This is a genomic window from Polaromonas sp. (genome assembly GCF_012927485.1).
GTDB lineage: Bacteria > Pseudomonadota > Gammaproteobacteria > Burkholderiales > Burkholderiaceae_C > Polaromonas.
On the sequence record NZ_JABBPC010000012.1, the window covers coordinates 174,928 to 197,740 of the forward strand.

Annotated in this window: 26 protein-coding genes; 10 read left to right on the forward strand and 16 right to left on the reverse strand. The window is 58.5% G+C overall.

Going from position 1 to position 22,813, the window contains the following annotated elements; translation table 11 throughout:
• Window positions 1-26: 26 nt before the first annotated feature.
• The 3 genes from HHJ16_RS04910 to HHJ16_RS04920 all read left to right on the forward strand — a co-directional run bounded on the left by HHJ16_RS04910 (window position 27) and on the right by HHJ16_RS04920 (window position 2,973).
• A complete protein-coding gene (locus HHJ16_RS04910) occupies window positions 27-659 on the forward strand; it encodes a cyclic nucleotide-binding domain-containing protein (RefSeq protein WP_293641216.1) in 633 nt (210 codons plus the stop codon).
• A 149-nt stretch (window positions 660-808) separates the two neighbouring features.
• Window positions 809-1,945, forward strand: a complete 1,137-nt coding sequence (locus HHJ16_RS04915; protein ID WP_293641218.1) for a PilT/PilU family type 4a pilus ATPase — start codon at window positions 809-811, stop codon at window positions 1,943-1,945.
• A gap of 113 nt (window positions 1,946-2,058) precedes the next feature.
• The gene (locus HHJ16_RS04920) at window positions 2,059-2,973 is read left to right on the forward strand and encodes an NAD(P)-dependent oxidoreductase (RefSeq protein ID WP_293641221.1); all 915 of its coding nucleotides are present in this window, start codon (window positions 2,059-2,061) and stop codon (window positions 2,971-2,973) included.
• A 20-nt stretch (window positions 2,974-2,993) separates the two neighbouring features.
• Here HHJ16_RS04920 and HHJ16_RS04925 read toward each other — a convergent pair whose 3' ends face one another.
• The 3 genes from HHJ16_RS04925 to HHJ16_RS04935 are packed head-to-tail and all read right to left on the reverse strand — an operon-like array spanning window position 2,994 to window position 4,792.
• Window positions 2,994-3,656, reverse strand: coding sequence for a BON domain-containing protein (locus tag HHJ16_RS04925; protein ID WP_293641223.1), 663 nt, complete (start codon window positions 3,654-3,656; stop codon window positions 2,994-2,996).
• Window positions 3,653-4,252, reverse strand: coding sequence for a phosphoheptose isomerase (locus HHJ16_RS04930; protein ID WP_293641225.1), 600 nt, complete (start codon window positions 4,250-4,252; stop codon window positions 3,653-3,655). The genes HHJ16_RS04925 and HHJ16_RS04930 overlap by 4 nt, the downstream gene beginning before the upstream one ends.
• 57 nt (window positions 4,253-4,309) lie before the next feature.
• Window positions 4,310-4,792, reverse strand: a complete 483-nt coding sequence (locus tag HHJ16_RS04935; protein ID WP_293641227.1) for a YraN family protein — start codon at window positions 4,790-4,792, stop codon at window positions 4,310-4,312.
• A gap of 50 nt (window positions 4,793-4,842) precedes the next feature.
• Here HHJ16_RS04935 and rsmI point away from each other — a divergent pair, with 50 nt between their 5' ends.
• Both rsmI and HHJ16_RS04945 read left to right on the forward strand, forming a co-directional pair.
• Window positions 4,843-5,715, forward strand: a complete 873-nt coding sequence (rsmI, locus tag HHJ16_RS04940) for a 16S rRNA (cytidine(1402)-2'-O)-methyltransferase (protein WP_293641562.1) — start codon at window positions 4,843-4,845, stop codon at window positions 5,713-5,715.
• Window positions 5,712-6,941 (forward strand): multidrug effflux MFS transporter, encoded by a 1,230-nt coding sequence (locus tag HHJ16_RS04945; RefSeq protein ID WP_293641229.1) that lies wholly within the window; start codon window positions 5,712-5,714, stop codon window positions 6,939-6,941. The genes rsmI and HHJ16_RS04945 overlap by 4 nt, the downstream gene beginning before the upstream one ends.
• Before the next feature lie 65 nt (window positions 6,942-7,006).
• Here the strand turns inward: HHJ16_RS04945 and HHJ16_RS04950 are convergent, their stop codons facing one another.
• The 7 genes from HHJ16_RS04950 to HHJ16_RS04980 form a co-directional block, all read right to left on the reverse strand.
• On the reverse strand, window positions 7,007-7,489 hold the full coding sequence (locus tag HHJ16_RS04950; protein WP_293641231.1) for a hypothetical protein: 483 nt from the start codon (window positions 7,487-7,489) through the stop codon (window positions 7,007-7,009).
• Window positions 7,490-7,982: 493 nt separating this feature from the next.
• Window positions 7,983-8,171, reverse strand: a complete 189-nt coding sequence (locus HHJ16_RS04955) for a CsbD family protein (protein WP_293641234.1) — start codon at window positions 8,169-8,171, stop codon at window positions 7,983-7,985.
• A 128-nt stretch (window positions 8,172-8,299) separates the two neighbouring features.
• On the reverse strand, window positions 8,300-8,914 hold the full coding sequence (locus HHJ16_RS04960; RefSeq protein WP_293641237.1) for a type 1 glutamine amidotransferase domain-containing protein: 615 nt from the start codon (window positions 8,912-8,914) through the stop codon (window positions 8,300-8,302).
• Between the two features lie 285 nt (window positions 8,915-9,199).
• A complete protein-coding gene (locus HHJ16_RS04965) occupies window positions 9,200-9,544 on the reverse strand; it encodes a hypothetical protein (RefSeq protein WP_293641240.1) in 345 nt (114 codons plus the stop codon).
• A 303-nt stretch (window positions 9,545-9,847) separates the two neighbouring features.
• Window positions 9,848-10,540, reverse strand: coding sequence for a Crp/Fnr family transcriptional regulator (locus tag HHJ16_RS04970; protein WP_293641243.1), 693 nt, complete (start codon window positions 10,538-10,540; stop codon window positions 9,848-9,850).
• 183 nt (window positions 10,541-10,723) lie between these two features.
• Window positions 10,724-11,458 (reverse strand): Crp/Fnr family transcriptional regulator, encoded by a 735-nt coding sequence (locus HHJ16_RS04975; RefSeq protein WP_293641246.1) that lies wholly within the window; start codon window positions 11,456-11,458, stop codon window positions 10,724-10,726.
• Window positions 11,459-11,656: 198 nt separating this feature from the next.
• The gene (locus HHJ16_RS04980; protein WP_293641249.1) at window positions 11,657-12,100 is read right to left on the reverse strand and encodes a response regulator; all 444 of its coding nucleotides are present in this window, start codon (window positions 12,098-12,100) and stop codon (window positions 11,657-11,659) included.
• 339 nt (window positions 12,101-12,439) lie between these two features.
• On the opposite strand from HHJ16_RS04980, the gene HHJ16_RS04985 reads away from it, so the two are divergent.
• The 3 genes from HHJ16_RS04985 (at window position 12,440) to HHJ16_RS04995 (ending at window position 14,288) form a co-directional block, all read left to right on the forward strand.
• Window positions 12,440-12,733, forward strand: coding sequence for a hypothetical protein (locus HHJ16_RS04985; RefSeq protein ID WP_293641252.1), 294 nt, complete (start codon window positions 12,440-12,442; stop codon window positions 12,731-12,733).
• Between the two features lie 429 nt (window positions 12,734-13,162).
• Entirely contained in the window at window positions 13,163-13,609 is a 447-nt protein-coding gene (locus tag HHJ16_RS04990; RefSeq protein ID WP_293641254.1) for a host attachment protein, read from the forward strand.
• 127 nt (window positions 13,610-13,736) lie between these two features.
• Window positions 13,737-14,288 carry a polymer-forming cytoskeletal protein gene (locus HHJ16_RS04995; protein ID WP_293641256.1) on the forward strand — a complete coding sequence of 184 codons (552 nt, stop codon included), beginning with the start codon at window positions 13,737-13,739 and terminating at the stop codon, window positions 14,286-14,288.
• Between the two features lie 46 nt (window positions 14,289-14,334).
• Here HHJ16_RS04995 and HHJ16_RS05000 read toward each other — a convergent pair whose 3' ends face one another.
• The 3 genes from HHJ16_RS05000 to HHJ16_RS05010 are packed head-to-tail and all read right to left on the reverse strand — an operon-like array spanning window position 14,335 to window position 16,957.
• Window positions 14,335-15,060, reverse strand: a complete 726-nt coding sequence (locus HHJ16_RS05000; protein WP_293641258.1) for an LrgB family protein — start codon at window positions 15,058-15,060, stop codon at window positions 14,335-14,337.
• Complete coding sequence (locus HHJ16_RS05005) at window positions 15,053-15,433, reverse strand: CidA/LrgA family protein (protein ID WP_293641261.1); 381 nt, start codon at window positions 15,431-15,433, stop codon at window positions 15,053-15,055. Before HHJ16_RS05005 ends, HHJ16_RS05000 begins: the two co-directional genes overlap by 8 nt.
• 21 nt (window positions 15,434-15,454) lie before the next feature.
• Window positions 15,455-16,957: an FAD-linked oxidase C-terminal domain-containing protein gene (locus HHJ16_RS05010; RefSeq protein ID WP_293641264.1), complete on the reverse strand. Its 1,503-nt coding sequence runs from the start codon at window positions 16,955-16,957 to the stop codon at window positions 15,455-15,457.
• 158 nt (window positions 16,958-17,115) lie between these two features.
• Here HHJ16_RS05010 and HHJ16_RS05015 point away from each other — a divergent pair, with 158 nt between their 5' ends.
• Window positions 17,116-18,453, forward strand: coding sequence for a DUF3422 family protein (locus HHJ16_RS05015; RefSeq protein ID WP_293641267.1), 1,338 nt, complete (start codon window positions 17,116-17,118; stop codon window positions 18,451-18,453).
• A 29-nt stretch (window positions 18,454-18,482) separates the two neighbouring features.
• On the opposite strand, the gene HHJ16_RS05020 is transcribed toward HHJ16_RS05015, so the two are convergent.
• Together HHJ16_RS05020 and purU are read right to left on the reverse strand one after the other, a co-directional pair.
• Window positions 18,483-19,382, reverse strand: a complete 900-nt coding sequence (locus HHJ16_RS05020; RefSeq protein ID WP_293641270.1) for a LysR substrate-binding domain-containing protein — start codon at window positions 19,380-19,382, stop codon at window positions 18,483-18,485.
• Between the two features lie 3 nt (window positions 19,383-19,385).
• Window positions 19,386-20,234 carry a formyltetrahydrofolate deformylase gene (gene purU, locus HHJ16_RS05025; RefSeq protein WP_293641272.1) on the reverse strand — a complete coding sequence of 283 codons (849 nt, stop codon included), beginning with the start codon at window positions 20,232-20,234 and terminating at the stop codon, window positions 19,386-19,388.
• 142 nt (window positions 20,235-20,376) lie between these two features.
• Here purU and HHJ16_RS05030 point away from each other — a divergent pair, with 142 nt between their 5' ends.
• Window positions 20,377-21,717, forward strand: a complete 1,341-nt coding sequence (locus HHJ16_RS05030) for an aspartate aminotransferase family protein (RefSeq protein ID WP_293641274.1) — start codon at window positions 20,377-20,379, stop codon at window positions 21,715-21,717.
• Window positions 21,718-21,818: 101 nt separating this feature from the next.
• On the opposite strand, the gene HHJ16_RS05035 is transcribed toward HHJ16_RS05030, so the two are convergent.
• Window positions 21,819-22,721 carry a ChaN family lipoprotein gene (locus HHJ16_RS05035; protein WP_293641276.1) on the reverse strand — a complete coding sequence of 301 codons (903 nt, stop codon included), beginning with the start codon at window positions 22,719-22,721 and terminating at the stop codon, window positions 21,819-21,821.
• Window positions 22,722-22,813 lie beyond the last annotated feature (92 nt).

Genomic DNA, 22,813 nt, shown 5'->3' on the forward strand with positions numbered 1-22,813 from the left:
GCGCCGAGCACTAGGAGAACTTATCCATGAAAGGCTTATTCGGACTTCTCAAACGGTCCACCCCACCCCGGGGTGATAACGACAGTCCTGATTCGCTCCTCTTCTCCACCGCGTTTGCCGATCAGGGCGTCAATCTGGCGATGCTGGTCCCGTGGGAAGCCCGTGCCAACGAGGTCGGCGCCAAACGACTATCTCCTGCGCGGGGCGGCAACCTGTTGCAGACACTGTGGGCCAAAGACAAGTACATGTCCCGGCTTGACTCGGCCTGCGTGTCTCGGCTGGAACACTTTTTTGACTTTGCCACCGTCCCGGAAAATCGTGATCTGATCCGCCAGGGAGAGTACGGCAACTTCATGATTGTGCTGTTGTCCGGCACTATCGCGGTGGACCGCTCGCAACCCTGGGGCGAACGCCTGCGCCTCACTGAAACACGCCCTGGCAACATCCTGGGTGAAATGTCACTGCTGGACAGTGGCATTCGCTTTTCAGTGTGCACTTCGTTGACCGAATGTGAGATTGCCGTGTTAAGTGCGCAGGCGCTGGATGAAATGATGTCCGCCGACCCGGCCTTGGCGGCAAGCCTGATTGCGTTGCTGGCACGCAAGCTCTCGCTGCGCCTCAGGGTCGTGAGTGCCCGGCTGTCGGACAATCAAACCTAGTGTGCAGTGCATTCTTATCGCCGTGCGGTCGTTGCAAATCCGCGTGATGTCTGAGGCACGTGTGCATCAATTATTTCTTTGATGCCACCTGTGAACCACATTCGTTAACCGCCACCTGCAACCCAAACTGAAGATTAAAAGGACCCGTCATGGAACGCGACCAGGCCAGCAAATTCATTCACGACCTCCTCCGGCTCATGGTGAGCCGCAATGGCAGTGACCTGTTCATTACCGGGGACTTTCCACCCGCCATGAAGGTGGACGGCAAAGTGACAAAAGTGTCGCCGCAGCCCCTTAACGCCGGCCACACATTGGCTTTGGCACGCGCGGTCATGAACGACAAGCAAACCGCCGAGTTTGAACGCACCAAGGAATGCAATTTCGCAATCTCGCCGCCGGGCGTCGGGCGCTTTCGGGTCAATGCCTTTATTCAGCAAGGCAAGGTCGGTATGGTGATGCGGGTCATTCCCTCCATTCTGCCGACGATTGACGGGCTCGGTTTGCCGCAGGTGTTGAAGGAAGCGGTGATGTACAAGCGGGGGCTGACGATTCTCGTGGGGGCTACCGGTTCCGGCAAAAGTACGACGATGGCCGCCATGGTGGACTGGCGCAACGAGCAATCGTTCGGCCACATCATTACGATCGAAGATCCAGTGGAGTTTATTCATCCGCACAAGAATTGCGTGGTGACACAGCGTGAAGTCGGCTTGGATACCGACAGCTGGGAAGCGGCGTTAAAAAACTCCTTGCGACAGGCGCCGGATGTCATTTTGATGGGCGAGATCCGCGACCGGCAAACCATGGCGCACGCCATCGCGTTTGCCGAAACCGGACATCTTTGCCTGGCCACGCTTCATGCCAACAGCGCCAATCAAGCGCTGGATCGCGTGATCAACTTTTTCCCTGAGGAATACCACGGCCAGTTATTGATGGATCTGTCACTCAACCTCAAAGCGATGGTTTCGCAGCGGTTGATCCCCAAGCAGGACGGAGTCGGCCGCTTTGCGGCGGTCGAGGTAATGCTTAATTCGCCGCTGATTTCTGACCTGATTCTCAAAGGCGAGATCACGGAAATCAAGGAGATCATGAAGAAAAGCCGCAATTTGGGCATGCAGACCTTTGATCAAGCCCTGTTTGACGCCTTCGAAAGCAACCAGATTTCCTACGAAGACACCCTGCGCAATGCCGACTCGGTGAACGATCTGCGGCTGCAGATCAAGCTCAATTCGCAACGCGCCAGATCGACGAATCTGGCAGCAGGCACCGAGAATTTCGCCATCGTGTAATACTGATTGCAGTTCCGGCTGAAACGTCCGATTTTTTAGTGGCTGTCTGCTTTTCCGTCCAGGCTTAGCCCTTCGCCGCTTGATTCAACCACTCTCATTACCTCTGCCATTCCATGTCCAGCACACGCCCCAAAACCTACGAAGCTTCCCGTTTACGCAAAGTCGCATTTTTGGGCCTCGGCGTCATGGGGTATCCCATGGCGGGGCATCTGGCGACGGCTGGCCATCAGGTCACGGTTTACAACCGCAGTCCCGCCAAGTCGGCGGCCTGGTGCGCGGAGTTTGCTTCCAACGCCCAGCCGACCAGTGCCGATCAGCCGCGACTGGCCGTAGCCGACGCTGACATCGTGTTTTGCTGTGTCGGTAACGACGACGACCTCCGGTCGGTCACATTGGGCGCGAACGGTGCGTTTGCGGGCATGAAGCCTGGCGCCGTATTTGTCGACCACACCACGGCCTCGGCCACCGTAGCCCGCGAGCTCTACTCTGCTGCAAGAAATATCGGACTGCAATTCATCGATGCGCCGGTATCGGGCGGTCAGGCAGGTGCCCAGAACGGTGCGCTCACGGTGATGTGCGGCGGCGATGAGGCCGCTTTCGAGATCGTAAAACCTGCCGGCATGGCGTTTTCAAAGGCCTTTACGCGGATGGGTAAAAGCGGTGCAGGACAGCTCACGAAGATGGTCAACCAAATCTGTATTGCAGGTTTGGTTCAAGGCCTGAGTGAAGCCGTCGCGTTCGGTCAAAAGGCGGGATTGGACGTGGACCAGGTGCTGGACGTTATCGGCAAAGGTGCGGCACAGAGCTGGCAGCTCGACAACCGCGGCAAGACCATGGTCGCCGACCAGTTTGATTTCGGTTTCGCGGTTGACTGGATGCGCAAGGACTTGGGCCTGGTGCTCGACGAGGCTAAGCGCAATGGTGCCCGCTTGCCCGTGACCGCGCTGGTGGACCAGTTCTACGGCGATGTGCAAGCGATGGGCGGCCAGCGCTGGGATACCTCCAGCCTCATCAAGCGCCTGAAATAGGTGTTAACCGCGTCTTGTCTTTAACCGCCAGCGGGCGTGGCCGCAGCGGGCTGCGGTTTGGTAGGCGCGGGCAGCATGTGCATCAGCTCGTCCTGGCTGATGATTTCAAAAATACGGACGACTTTTTGTACGCCCGGAGTCCCGCGAACCACCTCGGTTGCCAGGTCAGCCTCGCGTTGCGTCACACGCCCCATCAGGTAGGTGGTGCCCCGTTCTGTGACAACCTTAAACGCATTCGACTGCAAATCACGGGTATCTAGCAGCACGGCCTTGACGCGTCCCGTAACCAGCAGATCTGAAGAGCGTTGAACCAGTGATGGGCTGTTCAGAACAACCAGTTCGTTGACCACCGATGCCACATTTTCTACCCCCGAGACAACCTGTTCAACCAGTTGCTTGTCCTGCAGATTGGGCACCTCACCGGTCAGCAGCACCTGGCGGTTGTAACTGGTGACGCTGACGCGCACGCGGGTTCCAAGCGTAGAGCGAATTCGGCTGTCGGCCCGCAGCTCGATGCCTTCATCCTCCACTTGCGTACCCGATGTTCGGCGGTCGGTAGCCATTAGCGAACCGCCTGCCACAGCGCCCCCCACTATCAGCGGTACACAGGCCGTCAGCGCGCCCGCCATCAATGCGGCCACAGCGATCGACAGGGCCAGCCGTTTCATCACGATAGGTTTCATACTGAAGACTCCTGATCACCAAGTAACTGGGTGTCCACACCGTCACAAATACAGTGAAGGACGAGAAGATGCACTTCCTGGATACGTGCGGTCCGCTCATGCGGCACACAAATATGCACATCCGTTTCGCGCAGGGCGTGAGTCATTTTTCCGCCGCCCCGCCCCGTCAGTGCGACAACGGTCATTTCGCGCTCGTGGGCAGCTTCGACGGCTGCCAGAACATTGGCTGAGTTGCCGCTGGTCGTGATTGCCAGCAACACGTCGCCAGCACCGCCCAGCGCACGAACCTGTTTGGAAAAAATCACACTGAAATCGTAATCGTTGGAGATGGCCGTGAGGATGGAGCTGTCCGTCGTCAGGGAAATTGCAGCCAATTCGGGCCGCTCGCGCTCATAGCGACCTACAAATTCGGCAGCGAAGTGCTGGGCATCGGCCGCCGAGCCGCCATTGCCGCAGGCCAACACCTTCCCGCCACTGGTGACGCTGGCCAAAATAGCCTGCACCGCCGCCGCGATGGGTTTGGACAGAACCTGCGCCGCCTGGTACTTCAGATCGGCGCTGTCAATAAATTGCTGTTCGATACGTTGTTCAAGCATGGTCCCATGATACCGGGTCATGATGAAGACCCCAACCCGCGGCGGACAATCCAAGCCTCAGGACGCGTCAAACGCCGCGGTGAGCCACTCGATGCGGGCCTCGGGGTTTTCTGGCGATGCCCCACTCGGCAGCGAGCCTTGCACCAGTACCACATCAAAACGGCAAGGAGGTGGGCTGGCAAAGCGCATCAAATAGTGGCGGGCCGCGAAAATAATGCGTTGCTGCTTGACCGCGCTGACGCTGCCGCCCGCGCCGCCGTGCGAGGCACTGGTTCGCTGACGGACCTCGACAAAGATCAAGGTTCCATCGGGCGCACGCATCACCAGGTCAATTTCGCCCCCGCCGCGTCCAGGCGTCCGGTAATTCCTGTCGATGAGAAGCAAGCCCGCTCGCACCAGGTAGGCGAGCGCGGCAGCCTCCGCCGCGTCACCGCGCGACTTGGTGGTAACCTGCCCCCGTACCTCCGGGACGCAGTCAAGTGCGTCCTTTGCGACGCCATCCGGCGGCGATTTGGAGACCTGTTTCCGGGAAAACCACATTGAACGCTTCTTTCGACTTGGCACTGGATGCCGCACGTGCGGCGGCGGGTATGCAGCATTATCCAGAGGCGACGCTCTATGTCGTCGCCACGCCCATCGGCAACCTGGCAGACATCACTCTCCGCGCGCTGTTTGTGCTGCAGCTTGTCGACGCCATTGCCTGCGAGGACAAGCGCCATTCGCAACCGCTACTACGGCAATATGGCATAGAAACAGGAGCAAAGAAACCCCTGCTGGCCGTCCATCAGCACAACGAAGCCGAGGCCTCCGGGCTGGTCGTGGAGCGCCTGCAGCGCGGCGAACGCGTGGCCTACATCAGCGATGCGGGAACGCCCGCCGTGAGCGACCCCGGCGCGCGGCTGGTTGCCGCCGTTCGGGCCGCCGGGCTGAAGGTGATGCCTTTGCCGGGTGCCAGCAGCGTGACCACCGTCTTGAGCGCGGCGGGCGTAACCAGAGCAGAAGGCAGTGCAGACGCGGCCACCGGCTTTGTCTTCGCTGGCTTCTTACCGAGCAAGGCCGGCGAGCGCGATCAAGCCATCCTGGCCCTTCAAGCCGACACCCGGGCGACCGTGATTCTTGAAGCCCCTCATCGCATTGAAGCCTTGGCGCGCGCGATGGCGGTGCTGCAAGGACGACCGCTTACTGTGGGCCGCGAGCTGACCAAGCAATTCGAAGAAATTGCGACCATGCCCGCGCAGGACTTTGCCGACTGGCTGGCTGCCGGGCCTCAGCGCACGCGAGGTGAGTTTGCGCTGGTGCTGCACGCGTCAGCGCCTCTGGAGAGCCCGGAGGACGGGACTCGGGTGCTGCAATTGCTGCTGGCCGAACTTCCGCTTAAAACCGCTGTAAAGATCGCTGCAGACATAACCGGTGCACCACGCAACGAGCTCTACGAAATCGCTTTGAAGCTAAAAAAGGAATGAATCCGAACGCAGACCAGCTCTGGCGCGCGCCGCGCTGGACTCTCGCCGCCCTGTTGGCGGTACTCGGGATGTTGGGCCCGTTTTCGATTGATACCTACATTCCCGGTTTTTCTGGCATTGCCCAATCGTTAGGCGCGTCCCCGGTGGAAATGCAGCAAACGCTATCGGCCTATTTGTTCGGCTTTGCGTTTATGAACCTTTTTCATGGCGCACTTGCCGACAGCTTTGGCCGACGACCGGTGGTGTTGTGGGGCATCGCCATGTTCACGCTGGCGTCAGCGGGCTGTGCGATGTCGCAAAGCATTGGGCAACTGGTCTTTTTCAGGGCGCTGCAGGGGCTGTCAACGGGGGCAGGCATCGTGGTATCACGTGCCGTGATACGCGACATGTTTCCGCCGACGCAGGCCCAGCAAGTCATGAGCCAGGTCACCATTTACTTCGGCGTGGCTCCCGCGCTTGCGCCCATCATGGGCGGCTGGCTTTTTGTGCATTTGGGCTGGCACAGTATTTTCTGGTTTCTCACGGCGGTAGGCGTGGCGCTTTGGACCACGAACTACCGATTTTTGCCGGAAACCCTTCGGCGCGAAGACCGACAACCTTTCGAGGTGCGGCATCTGATGCGCGGCTACTGGCAGCTGGGTTCCAGCCCGCGCTTCCTGCTGCTGGCACTGGCCAGCGGCGTCCCTTTTAATGGCATGTTTTTATATATTCTGTCCGCACCGGCGTTTCTGGGCGGGCATCTAGCCTTGCAGCCGACCCAGTATTTCTGGTTCTTTTTGCTCACCATTTCAGGCATCATGTCAGGGGCTTGGCTAAGTGGCCGCTTTGCGGGACGCATTGCTCCGAAACAGCAGATTCGCCATGGGTTCGTCATCATGTTGACAACTTCGGTGATTAACCTTGTTGCCAACCTGCTGTTCACAGCGCAGGCTTCCTGGGCCCTGTTTCCGATTGCCTTGTTCTCGTTTGGCTGGGCATTGATGGTGCCCGTCGTCACACTCCTTGTGCTGGATCTTTATCCCGAGCGGCGGGGCATGGCGTCTTCCCTGCAAGCATTTATCGGCTCGACGGCCAACGGATTAGTGGCCGGAGTGATCGCACCGCTGGTGATGCACTCCACGCCCGCACTGGCCGCAGCTTCATTGGGAATGATGTGCATCGGACTGGTGGCGTGGATCTATTTGCACCACCGCTGGCCGGACATCGGCCGCGCGGTGTCGCGGTAAAAATAGCGCGCTGCGTTTTTGAACCCATTGCCTAAGATTGTCCGGATACCTTAGGCCTATGGAGGTCAATCGTCGTGCATTCGTCCTGGAAACTCTATGCCTTGCCCAGTGCGCTGAACCACATTTTTGCTATCTAAATAGGCCCAGAAAAACATGTTCTCGTCGCGATCAAGCCAGCGGTAAGTCATCACGTCGCCTGGCCAGGACGCCACTCGGTCCACCGTTGCAGGTCTGCCAAACTCACGCTCCATATCATCGCGCGTCCACTTGCCGAGTTCGATTTTAAAAAACTCCTGAGGGACCAATACCTGACGGGCCGAGACGACTTTGCCCTCAGGATCAAGATCGACCATTAGCGCGCTCTGGCCTGACGGCTGGGTTGAATACTGGAGCCTGGTGCCAGCGCTCAGCGGCAACTCCCGCGATGGTGTGCCGTAATTCGCGACGACCTCCTGGCGAGTCATGCCAGGCCGTATCGGATTAAAGGCACAGCCTGCCAGAAACGACGCGGCCACAAGTAGGCTTGAAAAGGTTTTTATAAGCGGCATGGCGGACTTCCAAGAAGTTAAATTCTACGGCTCTGCGCTTGTACAAATGTTCCCAAGCGGCAGATTTCCATCCTCTGGACAAAGCCTGATAGAACCGGATAATTTTGCACTGCCTCCATGTCGCGCGCTTGATTTTTAGACACGGGCGGCCGAGAACATTGAGTTTGGCCAGCCACCGGTTCGAGAACAGGAGCTTACCGACAACTATTCGTTATTGGGGCATGCCGAGATGCGCCGTCGAGATGCGTTGCTGCCATCGACTGGGAGGATTCTTACTTCCAATTGATGTCGCGGCGAGGGGCGTGGCTCGCAATCTTAGCGCTTGCTCGCCCTCGCTGGGACGCCAGTGCGAAAGCCCCAAGAAGTTACTGCTGCTGCAAGCCTGAAGGGAAGCGCCAGCAGGCGCTCCACGCCGCAAAAGGCGCATTAGCAACGTGGCTCAACACGTAACCGTCTTGGACGGTTACGCGTCACTTGCCTTGCAACGGCCCGTTCAGGGGTGCTTGTGATTCGCGTCTTTGAGCATTTCCTTTGCGTCGCCGACCTTTTTTTGCACCTTGCCCTCGGCTTCCTTGGACAGGCCTTTGATGCGCTGCTCAGCGCTACCGGTCAGTTCGCCCGCCTTGTTTTGTGCTTTGCCCATTGTTTCTTTGGCGACGCCTTTAACTTGGTCCTTGTTCATGAGTTCACCTTTTCAGTTGGTTAGATAGGAACCTGAAGATAATTCGATGGACCAAAGTACGTCGTCGGATTATTTCGCGACCACAGGTCAGTCTGCGCTTACATACAGTTTTAGCCAACCAGCTCCGCTCAGCCGCCTGTGCCGGCCGCTGCCGGTTCGTCGTCCGCTGTGCCTTGAACGCTGGCTTTGGTGCGCTGACCCAGGATCCGCATGAACGCAGCATTGAACGCAGGAATGTCTTCGGGCTTTCGACTACTCACCCAGTTACCGTCAACCACGACCTCGGCATCTATCCAGTGAGCACCCGCATTTTTCAAGTCGTCTTTGAGGCTGGGCCAGCTGGTCATCTTCTTGCCCTTCACCAGCCCGGCCGACGCGAGGAGCCAGGCGCCGTGGCAAATCACAGCAATGGGCTTACCTTGGCGGTCCATCTGCGTCACGATACGCTGGGCATCGGTGTTGCTCCGGATTCGATCTGAGTTGATAGCACCGCCCGGGAGCAGGACCGCGTCAAACTCGTCTGCTTTCGCCATGTCAAATGTCATATCGACGTCTAACAAGTCTGCTTTTTTAAGGTGGTTGTAGCCTTGAATCTGGCCTTTTCTATCGGCGAGCAACCGGATGATGACGCCAGACTCCTCCAGCGCCTTTCGCGGAGCCGTGAGTTCGATTTGCTCAAAGCCGTCAGTAACCAGGATGGCGACAGTCAGGCCACCCAGGTGGTGTTGTTGTGTTGTGGTCATGGATAACCTTTTCGGTTGAATAACGCTTCCTTTTACACCCAGCGAAAGCGCAGGCTGTCGGGGCCTCGGCTAGGGGGGTGTAGGAGAAAAGCGTCAAAGTGGCGAGCGGGCGCTCGCAAGGGATTCAAGCAGGCTCTTCAAGCAGGTTCCCGGGTGGGTCGGTTGCACCGGGGAATCTGAACCTCTCTCCTACTCAATTTGTCCTGCTACAGACCTGGGGCAACAAGACATAGCGGGCCTTAGCAAGGGCGTCAATCCTAGTTTTCACAAACCCGACTTGTCGCATTAACGAGTAGTTAGACGTCCCAACAAAAAACCGATCGCTATGGCGGCGCCGACTGCTTCGAGGGGTTTGTTCTTTACCCACGACTTGGAATAGTCAAGGGCGCGGGCGGGCGCCTCGGTAACAAACCGGGTCTGATCCGAAAACCGGTTGGCGAAATCGGTCGCATTATTGGCTAATTTGTCGATGGTTTCATGTGCAGCCGTGGACGCGCGATCAACTGTGTTGCGCGCGGGATCGATCACCTTCTCGAGGGTGCGGTGCATCGCCGCGCCTGCTGAGTCGACGTCGCCCCTAAAACCGCTGTCCGACGATCCATTTCCGCCTTCTCCACTGAATTTATCCATGATGATTCCTTAAAAAAAAAAACGTGTCAATCACAGGCCGCCGCTGGCGTAGATCGCTCAAGAACTTACCTAGATGAATTTTCACTGCCCGACTCACTTTAGAAAGGCGACGAGGACGCTTTTGTGCGGCACAGGAGTACCTCCCTGTAGGACAAAAGAGTCTTCACTGCACAGTGCGAAATACTGGCCAGACTCGAGGACAGCGCGTGGCTGTGCTGATTTTCTCTGTCACGAGCGCAACCCGCGATTTAACGAACTCACCCGCATAAGTTTGCAGGAGTCGGTTGAAGGGGATGCGGCCAGTCAGCCCAGCAACTCGGCGTAGGTCTGCCGGTCAGCGGCGTAGCAACTGCACGCCGCCGCTTCGAGTCCGCTGCGGTCGAGCACGGTCATCTCGCCGCGGTGGTATTGAATTAGCCCAAGGCGTTGCAAGGCACAGGCCGCCGCTGTGACTCCTTCGCGGCGCATGCCGAGCATATAGGCCAGGAACTCGTGTGTCACATGAAAGCTGTCGCAATGGGCCCGGTCCTGGCTCATCAGCAGCCAGCGTGCCAGGCGGGGACCGATGAGGTGAAAGCGAAGGCACGCGGCCGACGCGGCCTGCTGCGCCATCAGCACATACAGATAGCGGTTCAGGCCCTGCTGCAGGGCGCTACTGGCCGCCAGCTCGCGCCGGAAGAGGTCGGTGGCAATGCGCCACGCAGCGCCAGCACCTTGCACCAGCGCATGCAAGGGCGCCGTAACGACACCCAAAGCCAACTGCGCGCCGAGCATGCCCTCCCTGCCCACCATACCGACTTCGACACCGGGACTGCCCTCAACCAGCGCGACCAGGGATATGAAGCCTTCGGTGGGAAAGTAGACATGACGAGTCGGCTCTCCAGGCTCACACAGCACTTCGGACAAGAGCAGTTGGACTGGTTCGCAAATCGCCAACAGGCGCAGCCGGTCTTTGCGCGGAAGACGCTCGATCAGGTGGTTTTCGACGGTGGCCAAATAGGCTCTCCAGTAGATGGTCGATCGCTTCAACAAACGGAGTCAAGTTGCTGAGTCCATGCTCGACCTGCTGTCGAATGCAGTTGAAGTCGCTGGGCCAAGTCTAAACGACGCTCGCCCTGTAGCAACGCACCATCGTATGCAGGGGAAATCGGCCGACTCACTTGTCTAGGCGTGCCCGAGCTATATCGCTGCCCTCGGGGGCAGTAGCCTGTCGTACTCTTTTTTGACCACGCCATAACATTCGCAAGTGCGTCGCTCCAACCCCGCGCGGTCCAGCACGGTGATGCGGCCGCGAGAATAACGAATGAGCTCGGTCTTCTGCAACTTGAGCGCGCTCTCGGTGACGCCTTCGCGGCGCACACCGAGCATATTGGCAATCAGTTCCTGGGTCATGACAAGCTCGTTGCCCCGCAGGCGGTCCAGGCTCAGCAGCAGCCAGCGGCATAGTTGCTGATCCAGCGAATGGTGCCGGTTACACACGGCGGTCTGTGCCACCTGGGTCATCAGCGCCTGGGTATAACGCAGCAGCAGATGCAGCACGGGGGCGTGTGTAAACTCGTCCTTGATGGTTTGCGCTTTGAGCCGAAAACCCTGGCCGGCGCTTTGCACAACCGCCCGACTGGGGGTCGACTCGCCGCCCATGAACAGAGAAATTCCCACGACCCCCTCGTTGCCGACCACCGCGATCTCGGCCGAAGCGCCGTTCTCCATCACGTACAACAAGGACACGATCGCAGTGGTTGGAAAATAGACGTGGCTCAGCGTACCGCCCGACTCGCATAGCACTTCCCCCAAAGTCATCTCGACCCGTTCGAGGTGGGGCCACCAGCGCTGCCATTCAGCGTCTGGGAGCGCGGCGAGCAACTGGTTCAGTTTAGGATTGGAATTAGGGTTGGGGTTAGGGTTATTGGCCATCACGGAACTCTCAGGGAAAAATAATTATTTTTGGTACCTGCACAGCAGCTCAAACCTGGATTTTTCGCGGTAACAAGTCACCAGTACATCTATGTGCGATAGCGCACATTACTACACAACCAGCCGTTCTGCTGCCGGTTCGTCGTTTGCTTATGGGCGCCTGCGCCAAAGGTCCTCCGGACCGCACGTTGGCAATGCCTAATCAAGGTTAGCCTCGGGCTTCGAGGGGGCGGTCGCCCCATCTGTCTGCTGGGCTTCCTTCTTCTTCAGGTTGTCGGTCTGCTGAATGCAATAGGCAAATAGCTCATCCAATTCGCTGGATTTGTCGAACACTGCATCTGCTCCAAGCTCGATCGACCTTCTGCGGATTTCCGGCGTCGCGTAATTGGTCAAAACGACGACCTTCTGGTAGGGCTCTCGGTTCCGGCACCCGGCCAATATGCCCAGGCCGCTACCCTGTTTCAAGAATAAATCCACGATCGCCAAATGCCACTGTCCGTCGTGCAAGTCGAGCCAGCGGGTAGCTTCTGATTGAGTCGCTGAGTGGGCCGTGACTTTGACGTCTGCAATCTCTTTCAGCGATTCGATCAGGTTTTCGAGAATGGTCTGATTGTCTTCGGCCAGGTAGCAGATGAGTGACATGGGTCCAGCCTGATTTGTTGGATAGGCCGGTTATTGCGGGTAGTTCAATCCGGCACCTTTAGGAGAACACTCCGACCCAAAAAAAACTGCCATCCGTTGGCGCGCATCGCAGTAGGACAGCGTAGCGCGTTGCTGCCTACTGCGCGAATTAAAATGCGAAGCCTCTTGCTGCGTGGTCGCGCCCAAACCGCGTAGGGCCGAAAGCTGATGTCCTACACCGAGGGGCGGTTTTGCCCCAGCGTTCTGGCGGATGGATTTCTTTATATTTAGCAACGCAAGTTACGCTGCAAGCGTCCCTGGAATTTTCGGATTTCCACAATTTTGGATTTATAAATAGGCATGAACAACGCTCTTGAACCGTTAAAAAACTGCGCTGACGTCAGCACTCTGAGGTCGGCGTTGTACTCCCTGTGCTCTCGCTTTGGGTCGATTGCGCGCCTTGATATTCTTGCTGCCGGTCAGGCGGGTAAGCGACAAGCGTTATGTTTCTTGCGCATGGACTCTCCCGAGCAGGAACGGGAGCTTATGAGTGAGCTCGGGGTTGGACGCTTCGGCGGAGATCTGGTGGTGATTGTTGATCTGCGCACCGGGGGCTCCGCGAACAGCCTTAACGTCTCCGCTGAAGCGTTGTGACGCGCCGGCGAAGGTCGTGTCCGATGGTTTGGTCGAGCGTCTAACCCGGGTGCCTGTTTGCGCTTCAACTTTTCCACATTTCCTCTTCGCCATCGCTTCATTGGTGCTGATGCCCCACCCCTACCCTTATTTCAGAAATTAACCAGTGCCTGACATCAGGCTTGAGGGCAACGCCGATTAAGGTTCACGCGCCTCGAAGGTGTGACACGACCCATTGATGAAACACGACATACCTTGGTGAGGACCGTCGCAGGTCTGGCAAAGGCTTGCCGGGAACGGGTTTGACAGTGCTCGGTACGTTTTTGCCCCGTTCCCATTGATTTTGGCGTAATTCTGAGCCGTGGCGTACTATCAAGAACCGTCACACTGGGCCTTCATTGGAGTGCCAGCACGGCTGCCTTACGTTGTTCCCTAAATTAGGAGACCCCGATGAAAAAGCCCGTCTGGATTGTGGTGGCCAATGCGTCGCTGGCGCGTTGTTTTGAACACAGCTCGTTCACGGAACCCTTGGGGGCTCTGGCCACACTGGAGCATCCTGAGGGCCGGCTCCACGCACGCGACCTGGAAGGTGATCTTCTTGCCCATACTCACAAGGATGACGCGCGCCGCAACAGCTTTGCGCCGCGCACTGCGCCCAAGCAGCGCGAGCGCGAACAGTTTGCGCGGCAAGTGGCTAAATTTTTAGCCGAAGGTGTTGAGGCGCACCGGTGCCGGGGCGTGGTGGTGTTTGCGTCCAATCCGTTTTTGGGTGAGTTGCAAGCGCAACTTGGAGACGGTGTGCGACACCTCCTCCTTGCCATCCATGCGCTCGACCTGACTGCCTTGCCCGTCAACGAGTTGGATCAGCGCGTCAAACGCGCGTTACAACCGGCCTGAGGCGAGCAACGTAGAAAAAAATTCCTTGTCAGAGAAATGTAAAAATTAATTTCGTTACTCATCTTGCACAACGCCAAAGCTTTTAAAAATTTGCAGACGTACCATCGTTCCTTTTTAAGGAAGTCACATGGCAACACCGTTTTTTGGCAAGCGAGAGAATGAGACCCCGACGAATTTGCGTTCAGGTGCAGTGACCGGCTATGGATCTACGGGATCGTCGGGCACGCTGCAGTCCGGTTCCCACACGGCCAACCAACAAAACTCGGCCAAACCGGTGATTGATGCAGTAACGACAGTCGTTGTGAAAGAAGGCGGAAGCAAGCTGACGGTTGGGCCCAATATCAAACTCAAGGGCGTCGAGATCACGGATTGCGACACGTTGGTGGTGGAAGGTTTGGTCGAGGCAACCATGGATTCGCGTGTGATTCAGATCGCAGAACAGGGTGCGTTCAAGGGATCGGCCGAAATTGATGTGGCTGAAATTCGCGGCGAATTCAATGGCAACCTGACCGTCCGCGATAAGCTCGTAATTTATTCGACTGGCAAGGTCACCGGCACCATTCGCTACGGCAAACTGGTGGTGGAAGAAGGCGGTCAGCTGTCGGGAGAAATTCTGTTCGGCACGGCTGCCAACACCAAGTCAGCAAGCGCGAGCAAGACTGGTCTGCAAGCGGTCTGACGCTCCAAAAAAGTTGCCAGGTGCGAGGCAGCGAAAGTCGCGTCCGCTAGAAAAGTTTGAAAGCCAGCGGCAAAAGCGCAGACGCCAGCACCACCTGCAGGCCCAGCGCCAGCCCCGCGTAGGCGCCCGCATCCGCATCAACATGCATGGCGCGCGCAGCACCAATCCCATGCGCCGCTGTACCTAGCGCAAAGCCGCGGGCCGCCCACCCCGCGCTGTCTGTGGGTATACGCAAGGCACTAAATAGATATTTGCCTGAAAGAGCGCCCACCAACCCGGTCATGACTGCAAACACCGCGGCGAGCGCCGGAATGCCGCCTATTTGTTCTGCTATGCCCATGGCGACGGGCGCTGTGACTGACTTGGGCACCAGCGATAAAGTGACTTCTGACGGCAAGCCGAATGCCCAGCCCATAAGTAGCGCCGAGCCACTTGCGGTGACGCCGCCCGCCAGCGCGGCGATCAACAGGCGACCCCAGCGCTGGCGCAATTCCGCGCGCCGCTGCCACAAGGGCCACCCGAGTGCGACCACTGCCGGACCTAACAGAAAATGGATGAATTGCGCGCCGGCGAAGTAGCTGGGGTAAGGCACGCCAGTCAGCAGCAGGCCGGTGGCTAAGAACACCACCGTCCACAATACCGGGTTGGCCCAAGGCGCTTGTTCGAGACGGGTATAAGCAGCCTGGGCCACTACATACACCACGAGCGTGGCGGTCAGACCAAAGAGTGGCGTCGCCGAAAGGTAGACCCACAACTCGACAAACTTAGGCATGTCCGTCTTTCTTTTCGGACTGGTTCACTGGCTTTGAAGTTTCTCTCAAGAGCTGCATGCTCAAAACCGTCACACCCAAACCGGCGAGTGTCGACACGACGATAACCACCAGCATGCGCACGCCGTACTGACTGACCAACGAAAGATGGGTCATTACGCCCACGCCTACGGGGACAAAGAGTAAAGAAAGGTGCGACAAAAGAAAGTTGGCAGCCAACGCAACGGGCTCGCGCACCGGCTCCCAGCGTAGAGCGACCACCAGCAAGACCATGCCGATGACGGGACCCGGAAGGGGTAAATGCAGCCCGCGCGCGATCATTTCTCCCACGGATTGAAGTACCAGCAGCCAGGCGAGTCCGCGCAATGCTTGCATGATCGGTGGCGGTTGCCCTATTTAGAAACGAGGCAAGTCCGGATGCGCGATCTGTCCGCCGCGCACCAGCATTTTTCCGTACTCGGCGCAGCGATTCAGCGTCGGAATCACTTTGCCAGGATTGAGCAAACCCTTGGCGTCAAAAGCCCGTTTGACGCCGAACATCTGCTCGTTCTCTTGCGCCGAAAACTGCACGCACATGGAGTTGAGTTTTTCGACGCCCACGCCATGCTCGCCCGTGATAGTGCCGCCCATGGCGACGCTGGTTTCCAAAATATCAGCCCCAAACAATTCGCAGCGATGCATTTGGTCGGCGTCGTTCGCATCGAACATGATCAGCGGGTGCAGGTTGCCGTCGCCGGCATGAAATACATTCGCGCAACGCAGTTGGTATTTCTTTTCCATGTCGGCGATTGCCAACAAAATGTCGGCCAGACGTTTGCGTGGAATGGTGGAGTCCATGCACATGTAGTCGGGACTGATGCGCCCCGAGGCGGGGAAGGCATTTTTGCGGCCACTCCAAAAGCGCAGGCGCTCGGATTCGTTCTGGCTGACGGTAACCGCGGTGGCACCGTGCAGACGCAGCACTTCGCTCATACGGCCAATTTCTTCTTCAACTTCTTCTGGTGTGCCATCGCTTTCGCAGAGCAAAATCGCGACGGCGTTCAAGTCATACCCGGCGTGCACAAAATCTTCAACGGCCGCCGTCATGGGCTTGTCCATCATCTCCAGCCCTGCTGGAATGATGCCTGCGGCAATCACCCCCGCCACGGCATTGCCGGCTTTGCGTAAATCATCAAAGCTGGCCATGATGCAGCGCGCCAGTTGCGGGCTGGGCACCAGTTTCACGGTGACTTCGGTGGTGACTGCCAGCATGCCTTCGCTGCCAATGATGACGCTGAGCAGGTCATAGCCTGAGGCGTCCAGCGCATCACTGCCGAACTCAACCTCTTCGCCCTCGATGGTGAACCCCTTCACTTTCAGGACGTTGTGCACCGTGAGCCCGTACTTTAGGCAATGCACGCCGCCGGAGTTTTCAGCCACATTACCGCCTATGGTGCAGGCGATCTGGCTCGACGGGTCGGGTGCGTAGTAAAGGCCGTGCGGCGCTGCTGCTTCAGAAATCGCGAGGTTGCGGACCCCGCCCTGCACCACTGCCGTGCGGCTGGCGGGGTCCAGCTTCAGAATTTTATTGAATTTGGCCAGTGAGAGCGTGACGCCCAGCTTGTGCGGCATCGCGCCCCCGCTCAAGCCGGTGCCGGCGCCGCGCGCCACCACCGGCACATCCAACGCGTGGCATGTTTTAAGCACCGCCTGCACCTCGGCATAAGTCTCTGGCAGCGCGACGACCAGCGGGCGCTGGCGATAAGCCGTCAACCCATCGCATTCATAGGGCGTCGTGTCTTCGGTGTTCCATAGCAGCGCATGGGCCGGCAGCACCGCCGTCAGCGCGCGAACCACTTGGGACTGCCGCTCTGATCTATTCATCGCGTCGTTTTGCTGTCGTGATAAAGGCGCGTTCATGGTTTTCTTCCTGTTCTAAATCAGACTGTAGGGCAAGCCGCCCCGGCCGGGTTGAAGAAATTTAAAGCCCTGCGTGAAATGCGGCGACCGTTCACTTCTTCGCGAACCCATACGCCCCCTGAAAGCGGGAGCCTCTTGGCAAATAGTAGTATTCGTCCATGACTTCCCGCCATTCTTCCACCTCCCCCTTTGCTACGCTGTTGCCGCCCGACGACCCGCTGCGCACTGCGCTGCACAACGAGGTGCATGCACGCCCGTCGGCCCGCGTCCGGCTTCCGGCACTGATCAGTTACGTGGCCGTCCTGAATGCCGGCGTGACGCGCGAGCAGGAGTGCGCGCATCTGCGAGGCCTGCCCGGCCAGCAGGATTTGTCACCCGAGAGCTTGCACGGCAACTTCCTGCGCCTGCGCTTTGAGGGGTATGCCGTCCGGTGGGAACGGCATAGTGAGTTCACACGCTACTCCATCGTGCAGCCGCTTCCCGCAGCCGCGCTACTAGGGGCCTCGGAACCCGAATTGTTGTCGGCCCTGCTGGTGACGCCGGACTGGTTGCGCAGCATTCCCGGTCGCACGGTGGCGGCTATCCAGTTGGCCATGGTGCATGGGGAGCTGGGCGAAGAGCAGGCCTTGATGAACCAGGTGCAAATCTGGTTCGGCGGGCGTCCCGTGGTGGCTTCTCAGTTGGGCAATGGACACTCGTGGGCGGTGACCGAATTCCGCATCGGGGCTGACGGTTTTGAGCGCATGCTGGTGGTCGCTCCGCCAGGCTCCTCTGACACCCGCGCTGGCCGTATCTCGCAGCGCCTGCTGGAGCTTGAAACCTATCGGTTGATGGCGCTGCGCGGCCTGCCGGTGGCGAAACAGCTGGCGCCGATGCTCAGTGAGGCGGAAGGCGCACTGGCCGACATTACGGCGCGGCTGGAGCACAAGGCCGCGTCTGACCAGGACTTGCTCGATACGCTCGTCTCGCTGGCGGCTCGCGTGGAGCGCGCCACGGCGCAGCATGTGTACCGCTTCTCCGCGACGCGGGCCTATGACACGCTGGTGGGTCAACGCATCGATGAGTTGCGCGAAAAAGCCATTCCGGGCACCCAGACTCTGGGCGAGTTCATGCAGCGGCGGCTTTCACCGGCCATGGCGACAGTGGCGGCCACGGCGCAGCGCCTGGCGTCTTTGTCCGAGCGGGTATCGCGTACCAGTGCGTTGCTGCGCACGCGCGTGGACATTGCCACGGAGGTGCAAAACCAACTGCTGCTGGAAAAGCTGACGCGCGGCCAGGAACTGCAATTGCGCTTGCAGTCTACGGTGGAGGGGCTGTCAATTGCCGCCATCTCGTATTACGTGATCAGCCTGTTGCTCTACATCGGCAAGGCGCTCAAGGGCGCGGGCCTACCCATAAACCCTGAAATCGCTGCGGGTGCAATGGTTCCGGTAGTGCTATGGGGAGTGTGGCGCACGATACACCGCATCCATGCCAAGTTGCATGCGGAGCATTGATCCGGCAATTCTGTCGATGGTTGCGGGCGCTAACCCAGACTTTCGCGCAACCAGTCAGAAAACGCCGCGCATTCCCATCGGTCCATAGTGCCGGTACGCCAGCACAGGTAGTGCGCGTGCGGGCTGGGCGTGTTGGTTGCGAACACCTCGTTATTGCCCAAGCGCACCAGTGAGCCATTTTCCAGCCAGGGCGCGCCCAGCTTGAGGCGGACCAGGCCAATGCCCATGCCGGCAGCAGCGGCATCGCACATCAGGCCGATGTCATTGAATTGGGAGCCGTCTACGGGCTCGGGCCAACTGAGATAGTGCGCGGAAAACCAAGTGCGCCAAGGTTCCAGCGGCGAGCGCAACAGACTTTCACCTTCAAGGTCTTCTGCTGTTTCGAAGGGGCCGTGCTCCCGTATATAGGCCGGTGAAGCCAGCGGCGCCACTTCGTCCTCGAGCAGGCAGACATGCTCAAGATCGGCATAGCGCCCGGTGCCGAAGCGGACTATGAGGTCGGTGTCCTCAGCCACCACATCCAGCAGAGGAATCGACACCTGGAGAATCAGATCGATCTCGGGGTAAGCATCGGTGAACTGGCGCAAGCGTGGAATCAAAATCGAACGCGCAAAGGTGGGCGTAACCGCCAGCCGGAGTTTGCGTTTGCCAGGTGTGGCACTGTGTCCGGCGGTGCCGGGAAACTTCTGCAACGTGGCCAGTCCCTCGCGCACGTGAGCCAGGTATTCGCTGCCTTCGGTGGTCAATGAAAAATCAGCGCGACCAAACAGCTTGGTGCCGATGATTTGCTCAAGTTGCTTGACGCGGTGGCTCACCGCGCTAGGGGTGACGCAAAGCTCCTCCGCTGCCTGGGTTACGCTGCGTAGCCGCGCCAGCGCTTCAAACGTCAGCAGACATTGAATCGGGGGAATACGAGCTGCACTGGCCATGGCTTATTTGAAAATCACGGTTTTGTGACCGTTCAGCAGTACGCGATGCTCGCTGTGCCATTTCACGGCCCGCGCCAACACCTGACTTTCAGTGTCGCGGCCCATCGCCGTGAGATCTTCGACCGTCTTGCTGTGGTCAGCCCGTGCGACATCCTGCTCGATGATGGGGCCTTCATCCAGGTTGGCGGTCACATAGTGGGCCGTCGCCCCGATCAGCTTCACGCCCCGGTCATGGGCCTGGTAGTAAGGCTTGGCCCCTTTGAAGCTAGGCAAGAAGGAGTGGTGAATATTGATCGCTCGACCCTCCAGTTTTTTGCACAGGTCGTTGGAGAGGATTTGCATGTAGCGCGCCAGCACTACCAACTCCGCGCCTTCGGATTCTATGATTTCCAACTGTCTCGCCTCAACCTGCGCCTTGGTGACGGCGGTGACTGGCAAATGATGAAAAGGGATGTTGTAACTCGCCGCGAGCTGATAGAACTCGCGATGGTTGGAAATAATCGCCCGGATTTCCAGCGGCAGCAAACCCGACTTGCAGCGAAACAGCAAGTCGTTTAGGCAATGGCCTTCCTTGCTAACCAGGATCACCGTGCGCATGGGCTGCGTAGTGTCGTGCAGCTTCCAGTCCATCTTGAAAGGCTCGGCAAAAATCTTCAGTTGACTCGATAGCGACTCGTGGGTCAGGTGGTCACCAGCGAACTGTACGCGCATGAAAAACAGTCCCGTGCCGGTGTCGTTGTATTGCGCCGCCTCTTCAATGTTTCCTCCGTTCTCGAACAGAAAACCGGATACCGCATGAACTATGCCCCTTTGGTCCGGGCAGGACAGGGTCAGGATATAAGCGTGATTCATAAGGGATGAATTGTCGCAGGTGGTGCCCTCTGCGCCGCCCGAGGTCCATTTTTCAGGTGCGGTTGAGCAGCAAGAGTGCCAGAATGCAAGCTCAGTTCCTTACCTGTCTATTCAACACAACATTCCGACGCAGGAGACCGACATGGCCTACACAGAGTTCAATATGGAGCACCAGTGGCTGCCCTTCACGCCCAACCGCAGTTTTAAAAATGATCCGCGCATCTTCGTCGCGGCCGACGGGATGTATTTCACGACACACGATGGAAAGCAGGTGTTAGACGGGATTTCCAGTCTGTGGTGTGTGGCCGCCGGTCATAACCGCAAGCCGATCAACGAAGCCATCAAGAAGCAGCTCGACACGCTGGACTACGCAACCGCGTTTCAAGCCAGTAACGACCAGGCTTTCAAGGCGGCAGAGATGATTGCGGAGATGGCGCCCGGTGACTTGAACAAGGTGCTGTTTTGCAATTCTGGCTCGGAGGCGGCCGACACCTCGCTGAAAGTCGCGCTGGCCTACCACCGCGCCCGTGGCGAGGGCCACCGCAATGTATTCATCGGCAGGGAGAAGGGCTATCACGGCGTGGGATTTGGCGGCATGAGCGTGGGGGGCATTCCGTCCAACCGCAAAGTTTATGGCGCGGCATTATTACCGCGCGTGGATCATCTGCGCTTTATTCATGACCCGGTGAATCACGCCTACATCAACGGCGTTGAGCCCGAGTGGCAAGAAGATCTCTTGCTGGAGCTGGAAAATCGCATTTTGCCGCTGCATGACCCGAGCAACGTGGCCGCGGTGATCGTGGAACCGGTGTCGGGCAGTGCCGGCTGGTACCTGCCGCCCAAGGGCTATCTAAAACGATTGCGTGAAATCTGCGACAAGCATGGCATCCTGCTAATTTTTGATGAAGTGATCACCGGTTTTGGCCGTATGGGAAGCAACTTTGCCGCCGACTATTACGGTGTGGTGCCGGACATGCTGAACTTTGCCAAATGCGTGACCAATGGCGTGATTCCGCTGGGCGGCGTGATCTGCTCTGACCGCATTTACGACACCATGATGAAAGCCAACGCTGACAGCCCTGAGTATGCCGTGGAGTTTTTTCATGGGTACACGTATTCAGGCCATCCGGTAGCCTGCGCGGCTGCCATTGCCACCCTCAATCTGTTCAAGCAAGACAAGCTGTTTGAACGCGCGGGGACGATGGGAAAAGTGCTTGGCGATGCCATGCACAGCAGCTTCAAGGGCCTGCCCAATGTGATTGGTATTCGCAGCCTCGGGCTGGCGGGCGCAGTAGAACTCTCGTCGGTTGCGGGTGCACCGGGCAAGCGCGCTTACGATATTTTTATGGACTGCTTTCACCACGGCGTACTGGTACGCCCCGCCGGCGAAAACATTGTGATCTGCCCGCCGTACATCGTGGAGAAAGAGCACATCGAGCGCATCGTCAACGTGGTGGCCGACTCTATCCGCAAAAACGTCTGAATTTCACGGCGGGCAACTCTCCGCGCTGCAGTGGGTGGGAATTTCCGGCTATGCTGCATTTCCCCCGCGTACCCGTTAAACAGGCACCCGCTACTGCCCTATCAAGGTCTGGTTGGAACCGAAGCGCTGGGCTTCAGTTGCTCTTCCAGGTCGGCGCAGTAGTCAACTTCCGGCAGTGCGGGCGTGGGCCAAATGCTGTCAAAAGCATCCGCCTTCTCGCTGTCCGGCGCATCGCCTGCGCGAAGGCGAACGGCCTTGACTTTAAGGTCCGCAGGCAAGTGCTGTGGTACCCCTAAAAAGCGATCAACATGGCCACTGCCCGCGAGCAACACCACCACTTTGCCAGGCAGGACCGCCTGACTGAGCGTATTGGCCATGGTGATATCTTTGGCAATCTGGATACGCGTCATCGGCGTGATTTGACTTTCTGGCAGAAGGTTGCAATGACCGATGCGAACGCCTTGTTGTTGCGCTTTCAGGGCCGGGCCCGGCAATTGAACGTCGAGCTTGCTATCCCCCATGCTGTCCTGCATTTGTGCACGCGGCAAGTTGGCACCCACTACTGGTACGCCTGCGCGCACGGCAGTCATCACGGCCGGGCTATAGGCGGTCCAGGGCCAACTCTTGTTGTCCCACTTTAGCGCGTGGCGGGTTTGCTCCTCACTTGAGCTGGGTTTGAGCGCGGCGGTGCTCACCCCGCTATCGGCCATTTCAAGCGCCACTGCAGCCAGTAAGCCGCGCGCCGCGAGCAGCGTTATAACCCGCGCCTCTATCTTGTGGTGTTCGGCAGCGTCGTGCTGTTCGCCGATGAGAAGCACATCGGCAGGCAGCAGTGCATCCACTTTTGCGGCGGTGGCTTCAGCGGCACTGCCGCTGGGCTGCTGAACGATGGGCGCTTCGGGTCGACCGGCGCAGCCGGCCGCAATCGCCAACGAGGCCGCGCCAAGAAGCGAGACGATGGCGCGTGAGGAGGCATAGCGGGAGAGAGGTATGAAGTGAGGCATCGGAGAATACTAATGCTTTCAGCCCGACTTGGGCTTTCACGCTGACCGCTGGGGCCAACAATACCGCCGTCGCTCCGAACGGACTGCGCTGG

What these genes read in the sequence shown, in the direction of transcription:
- HHJ16_RS04965 (WP_293641240.1), bottom strand. Translation starts at nt 9,544, where the DNA reads ATGGATAAATTCAGTGGAGAAGGCGGAAATGGATCGTCGGACAGCGGT.
- HHJ16_RS04990 (WP_293641254.1), top strand. Translation starts at nt 13,163, where the DNA reads ATGAAAAAGCCCGTCTGGATTGTGGTGGCCAATGCGTCGCTGGCGCGT.
- HHJ16_RS04945 (WP_293641229.1), top strand. Translation starts at nt 5,712, where the DNA reads ATGAATCCGAACGCAGACCAGCTCTGGCGCGCGCCGCGCTGGACTCTC.
- HHJ16_RS05020 (WP_293641270.1), bottom strand. Translation starts at nt 19,382, where the DNA reads ATGGCCAGTGCAGCTCGTATTCCCCCGATTCAATGTCTGCTGACGTTT.
- HHJ16_RS04975 (WP_293641246.1), bottom strand. Translation starts at nt 11,458, where the DNA reads ATGGCCAATAACCCTAACCCCAACCCTAATTCCAATCCTAAACTGAAC.
- HHJ16_RS04980 (WP_293641249.1), bottom strand. Translation starts at nt 12,100, where the DNA reads ATGTCACTCATCTGCTACCTGGCCGAAGACAATCAGACCATTCTCGAA.
- HHJ16_RS04920 (WP_293641221.1), top strand. Translation starts at nt 2,059, where the DNA reads ATGTCCAGCACACGCCCCAAAACCTACGAAGCTTCCCGTTTACGCAAA.
- HHJ16_RS05015 (WP_293641267.1), top strand. Translation starts at nt 17,116, where the DNA reads ATGACTTCCCGCCATTCTTCCACCTCCCCCTTTGCTACGCTGTTGCCG.
- HHJ16_RS04915 (WP_293641218.1), top strand. Translation starts at nt 809, where the DNA reads ATGGAACGCGACCAGGCCAGCAAATTCATTCACGACCTCCTCCGGCTC.
- HHJ16_RS04930 (WP_293641225.1), bottom strand. Translation starts at nt 4,252, where the DNA reads ATGCTTGAACAACGTATCGAACAGCAATTTATTGACAGCGCCGATCTG.
- HHJ16_RS04910 (WP_293641216.1), top strand. Translation starts at nt 27, where the DNA reads ATGAAAGGCTTATTCGGACTTCTCAAACGGTCCACCCCACCCCGGGGT.
- HHJ16_RS05035 (WP_293641276.1), bottom strand. Translation starts at nt 22,721, where the DNA reads ATGCCTCACTTCATACCTCTCTCCCGCTATGCCTCCTCACGCGCCATC.
- HHJ16_RS05000 (WP_293641258.1), bottom strand. Translation starts at nt 15,060, where the DNA reads ATGCCTAAGTTTGTCGAGTTGTGGGTCTACCTTTCGGCGACGCCACTC.
- HHJ16_RS04950 (WP_293641231.1), bottom strand. Translation starts at nt 7,489, where the DNA reads ATGCCGCTTATAAAAACCTTTTCAAGCCTACTTGTGGCCGCGTCGTTT.
- HHJ16_RS05005 (WP_293641261.1), bottom strand. Translation starts at nt 15,433, where the DNA reads ATGCAAGCATTGCGCGGACTCGCCTGGCTGCTGGTACTTCAATCCGTG.
- HHJ16_RS04985 (WP_293641252.1), top strand. Translation starts at nt 12,440, where the DNA reads ATGAACAACGCTCTTGAACCGTTAAAAAACTGCGCTGACGTCAGCACT.
- HHJ16_RS04955 (WP_293641234.1), bottom strand. Translation starts at nt 8,171, where the DNA reads ATGAACAAGGACCAAGTTAAAGGCGTCGCCAAAGAAACAATGGGCAAA.
- HHJ16_RS05030 (WP_293641274.1), top strand. Translation starts at nt 20,377, where the DNA reads ATGGCCTACACAGAGTTCAATATGGAGCACCAGTGGCTGCCCTTCACG.
- HHJ16_RS05010 (WP_293641264.1), bottom strand. Translation starts at nt 16,957, where the DNA reads ATGAACGCGCCTTTATCACGACAGCAAAACGACGCGATGAATAGATCA.
- HHJ16_RS04935 (WP_293641227.1), bottom strand. Translation starts at nt 4,792, where the DNA reads ATGTGGTTTTCCCGGAAACAGGTCTCCAAATCGCCGCCGGATGGCGTC.
- purU (WP_293641272.1), bottom strand. Translation starts at nt 20,234, where the DNA reads ATGAATCACGCTTATATCCTGACCCTGTCCTGCCCGGACCAAAGGGGC.
- HHJ16_RS04995 (WP_293641256.1), top strand. Translation starts at nt 13,737, where the DNA reads ATGGCAACACCGTTTTTTGGCAAGCGAGAGAATGAGACCCCGACGAAT.
- HHJ16_RS04960 (WP_293641237.1), bottom strand. Translation starts at nt 8,914, where the DNA reads ATGACCACAACACAACAACACCACCTGGGTGGCCTGACTGTCGCCATC.
- rsmI (WP_293641562.1), top strand. Translation starts at nt 4,843, where the DNA reads ATGCAGCATTATCCAGAGGCGACGCTCTATGTCGTCGCCACGCCCATC.
- HHJ16_RS04925 (WP_293641223.1), bottom strand. Translation starts at nt 3,656, where the DNA reads ATGAAACCTATCGTGATGAAACGGCTGGCCCTGTCGATCGCTGTGGCC.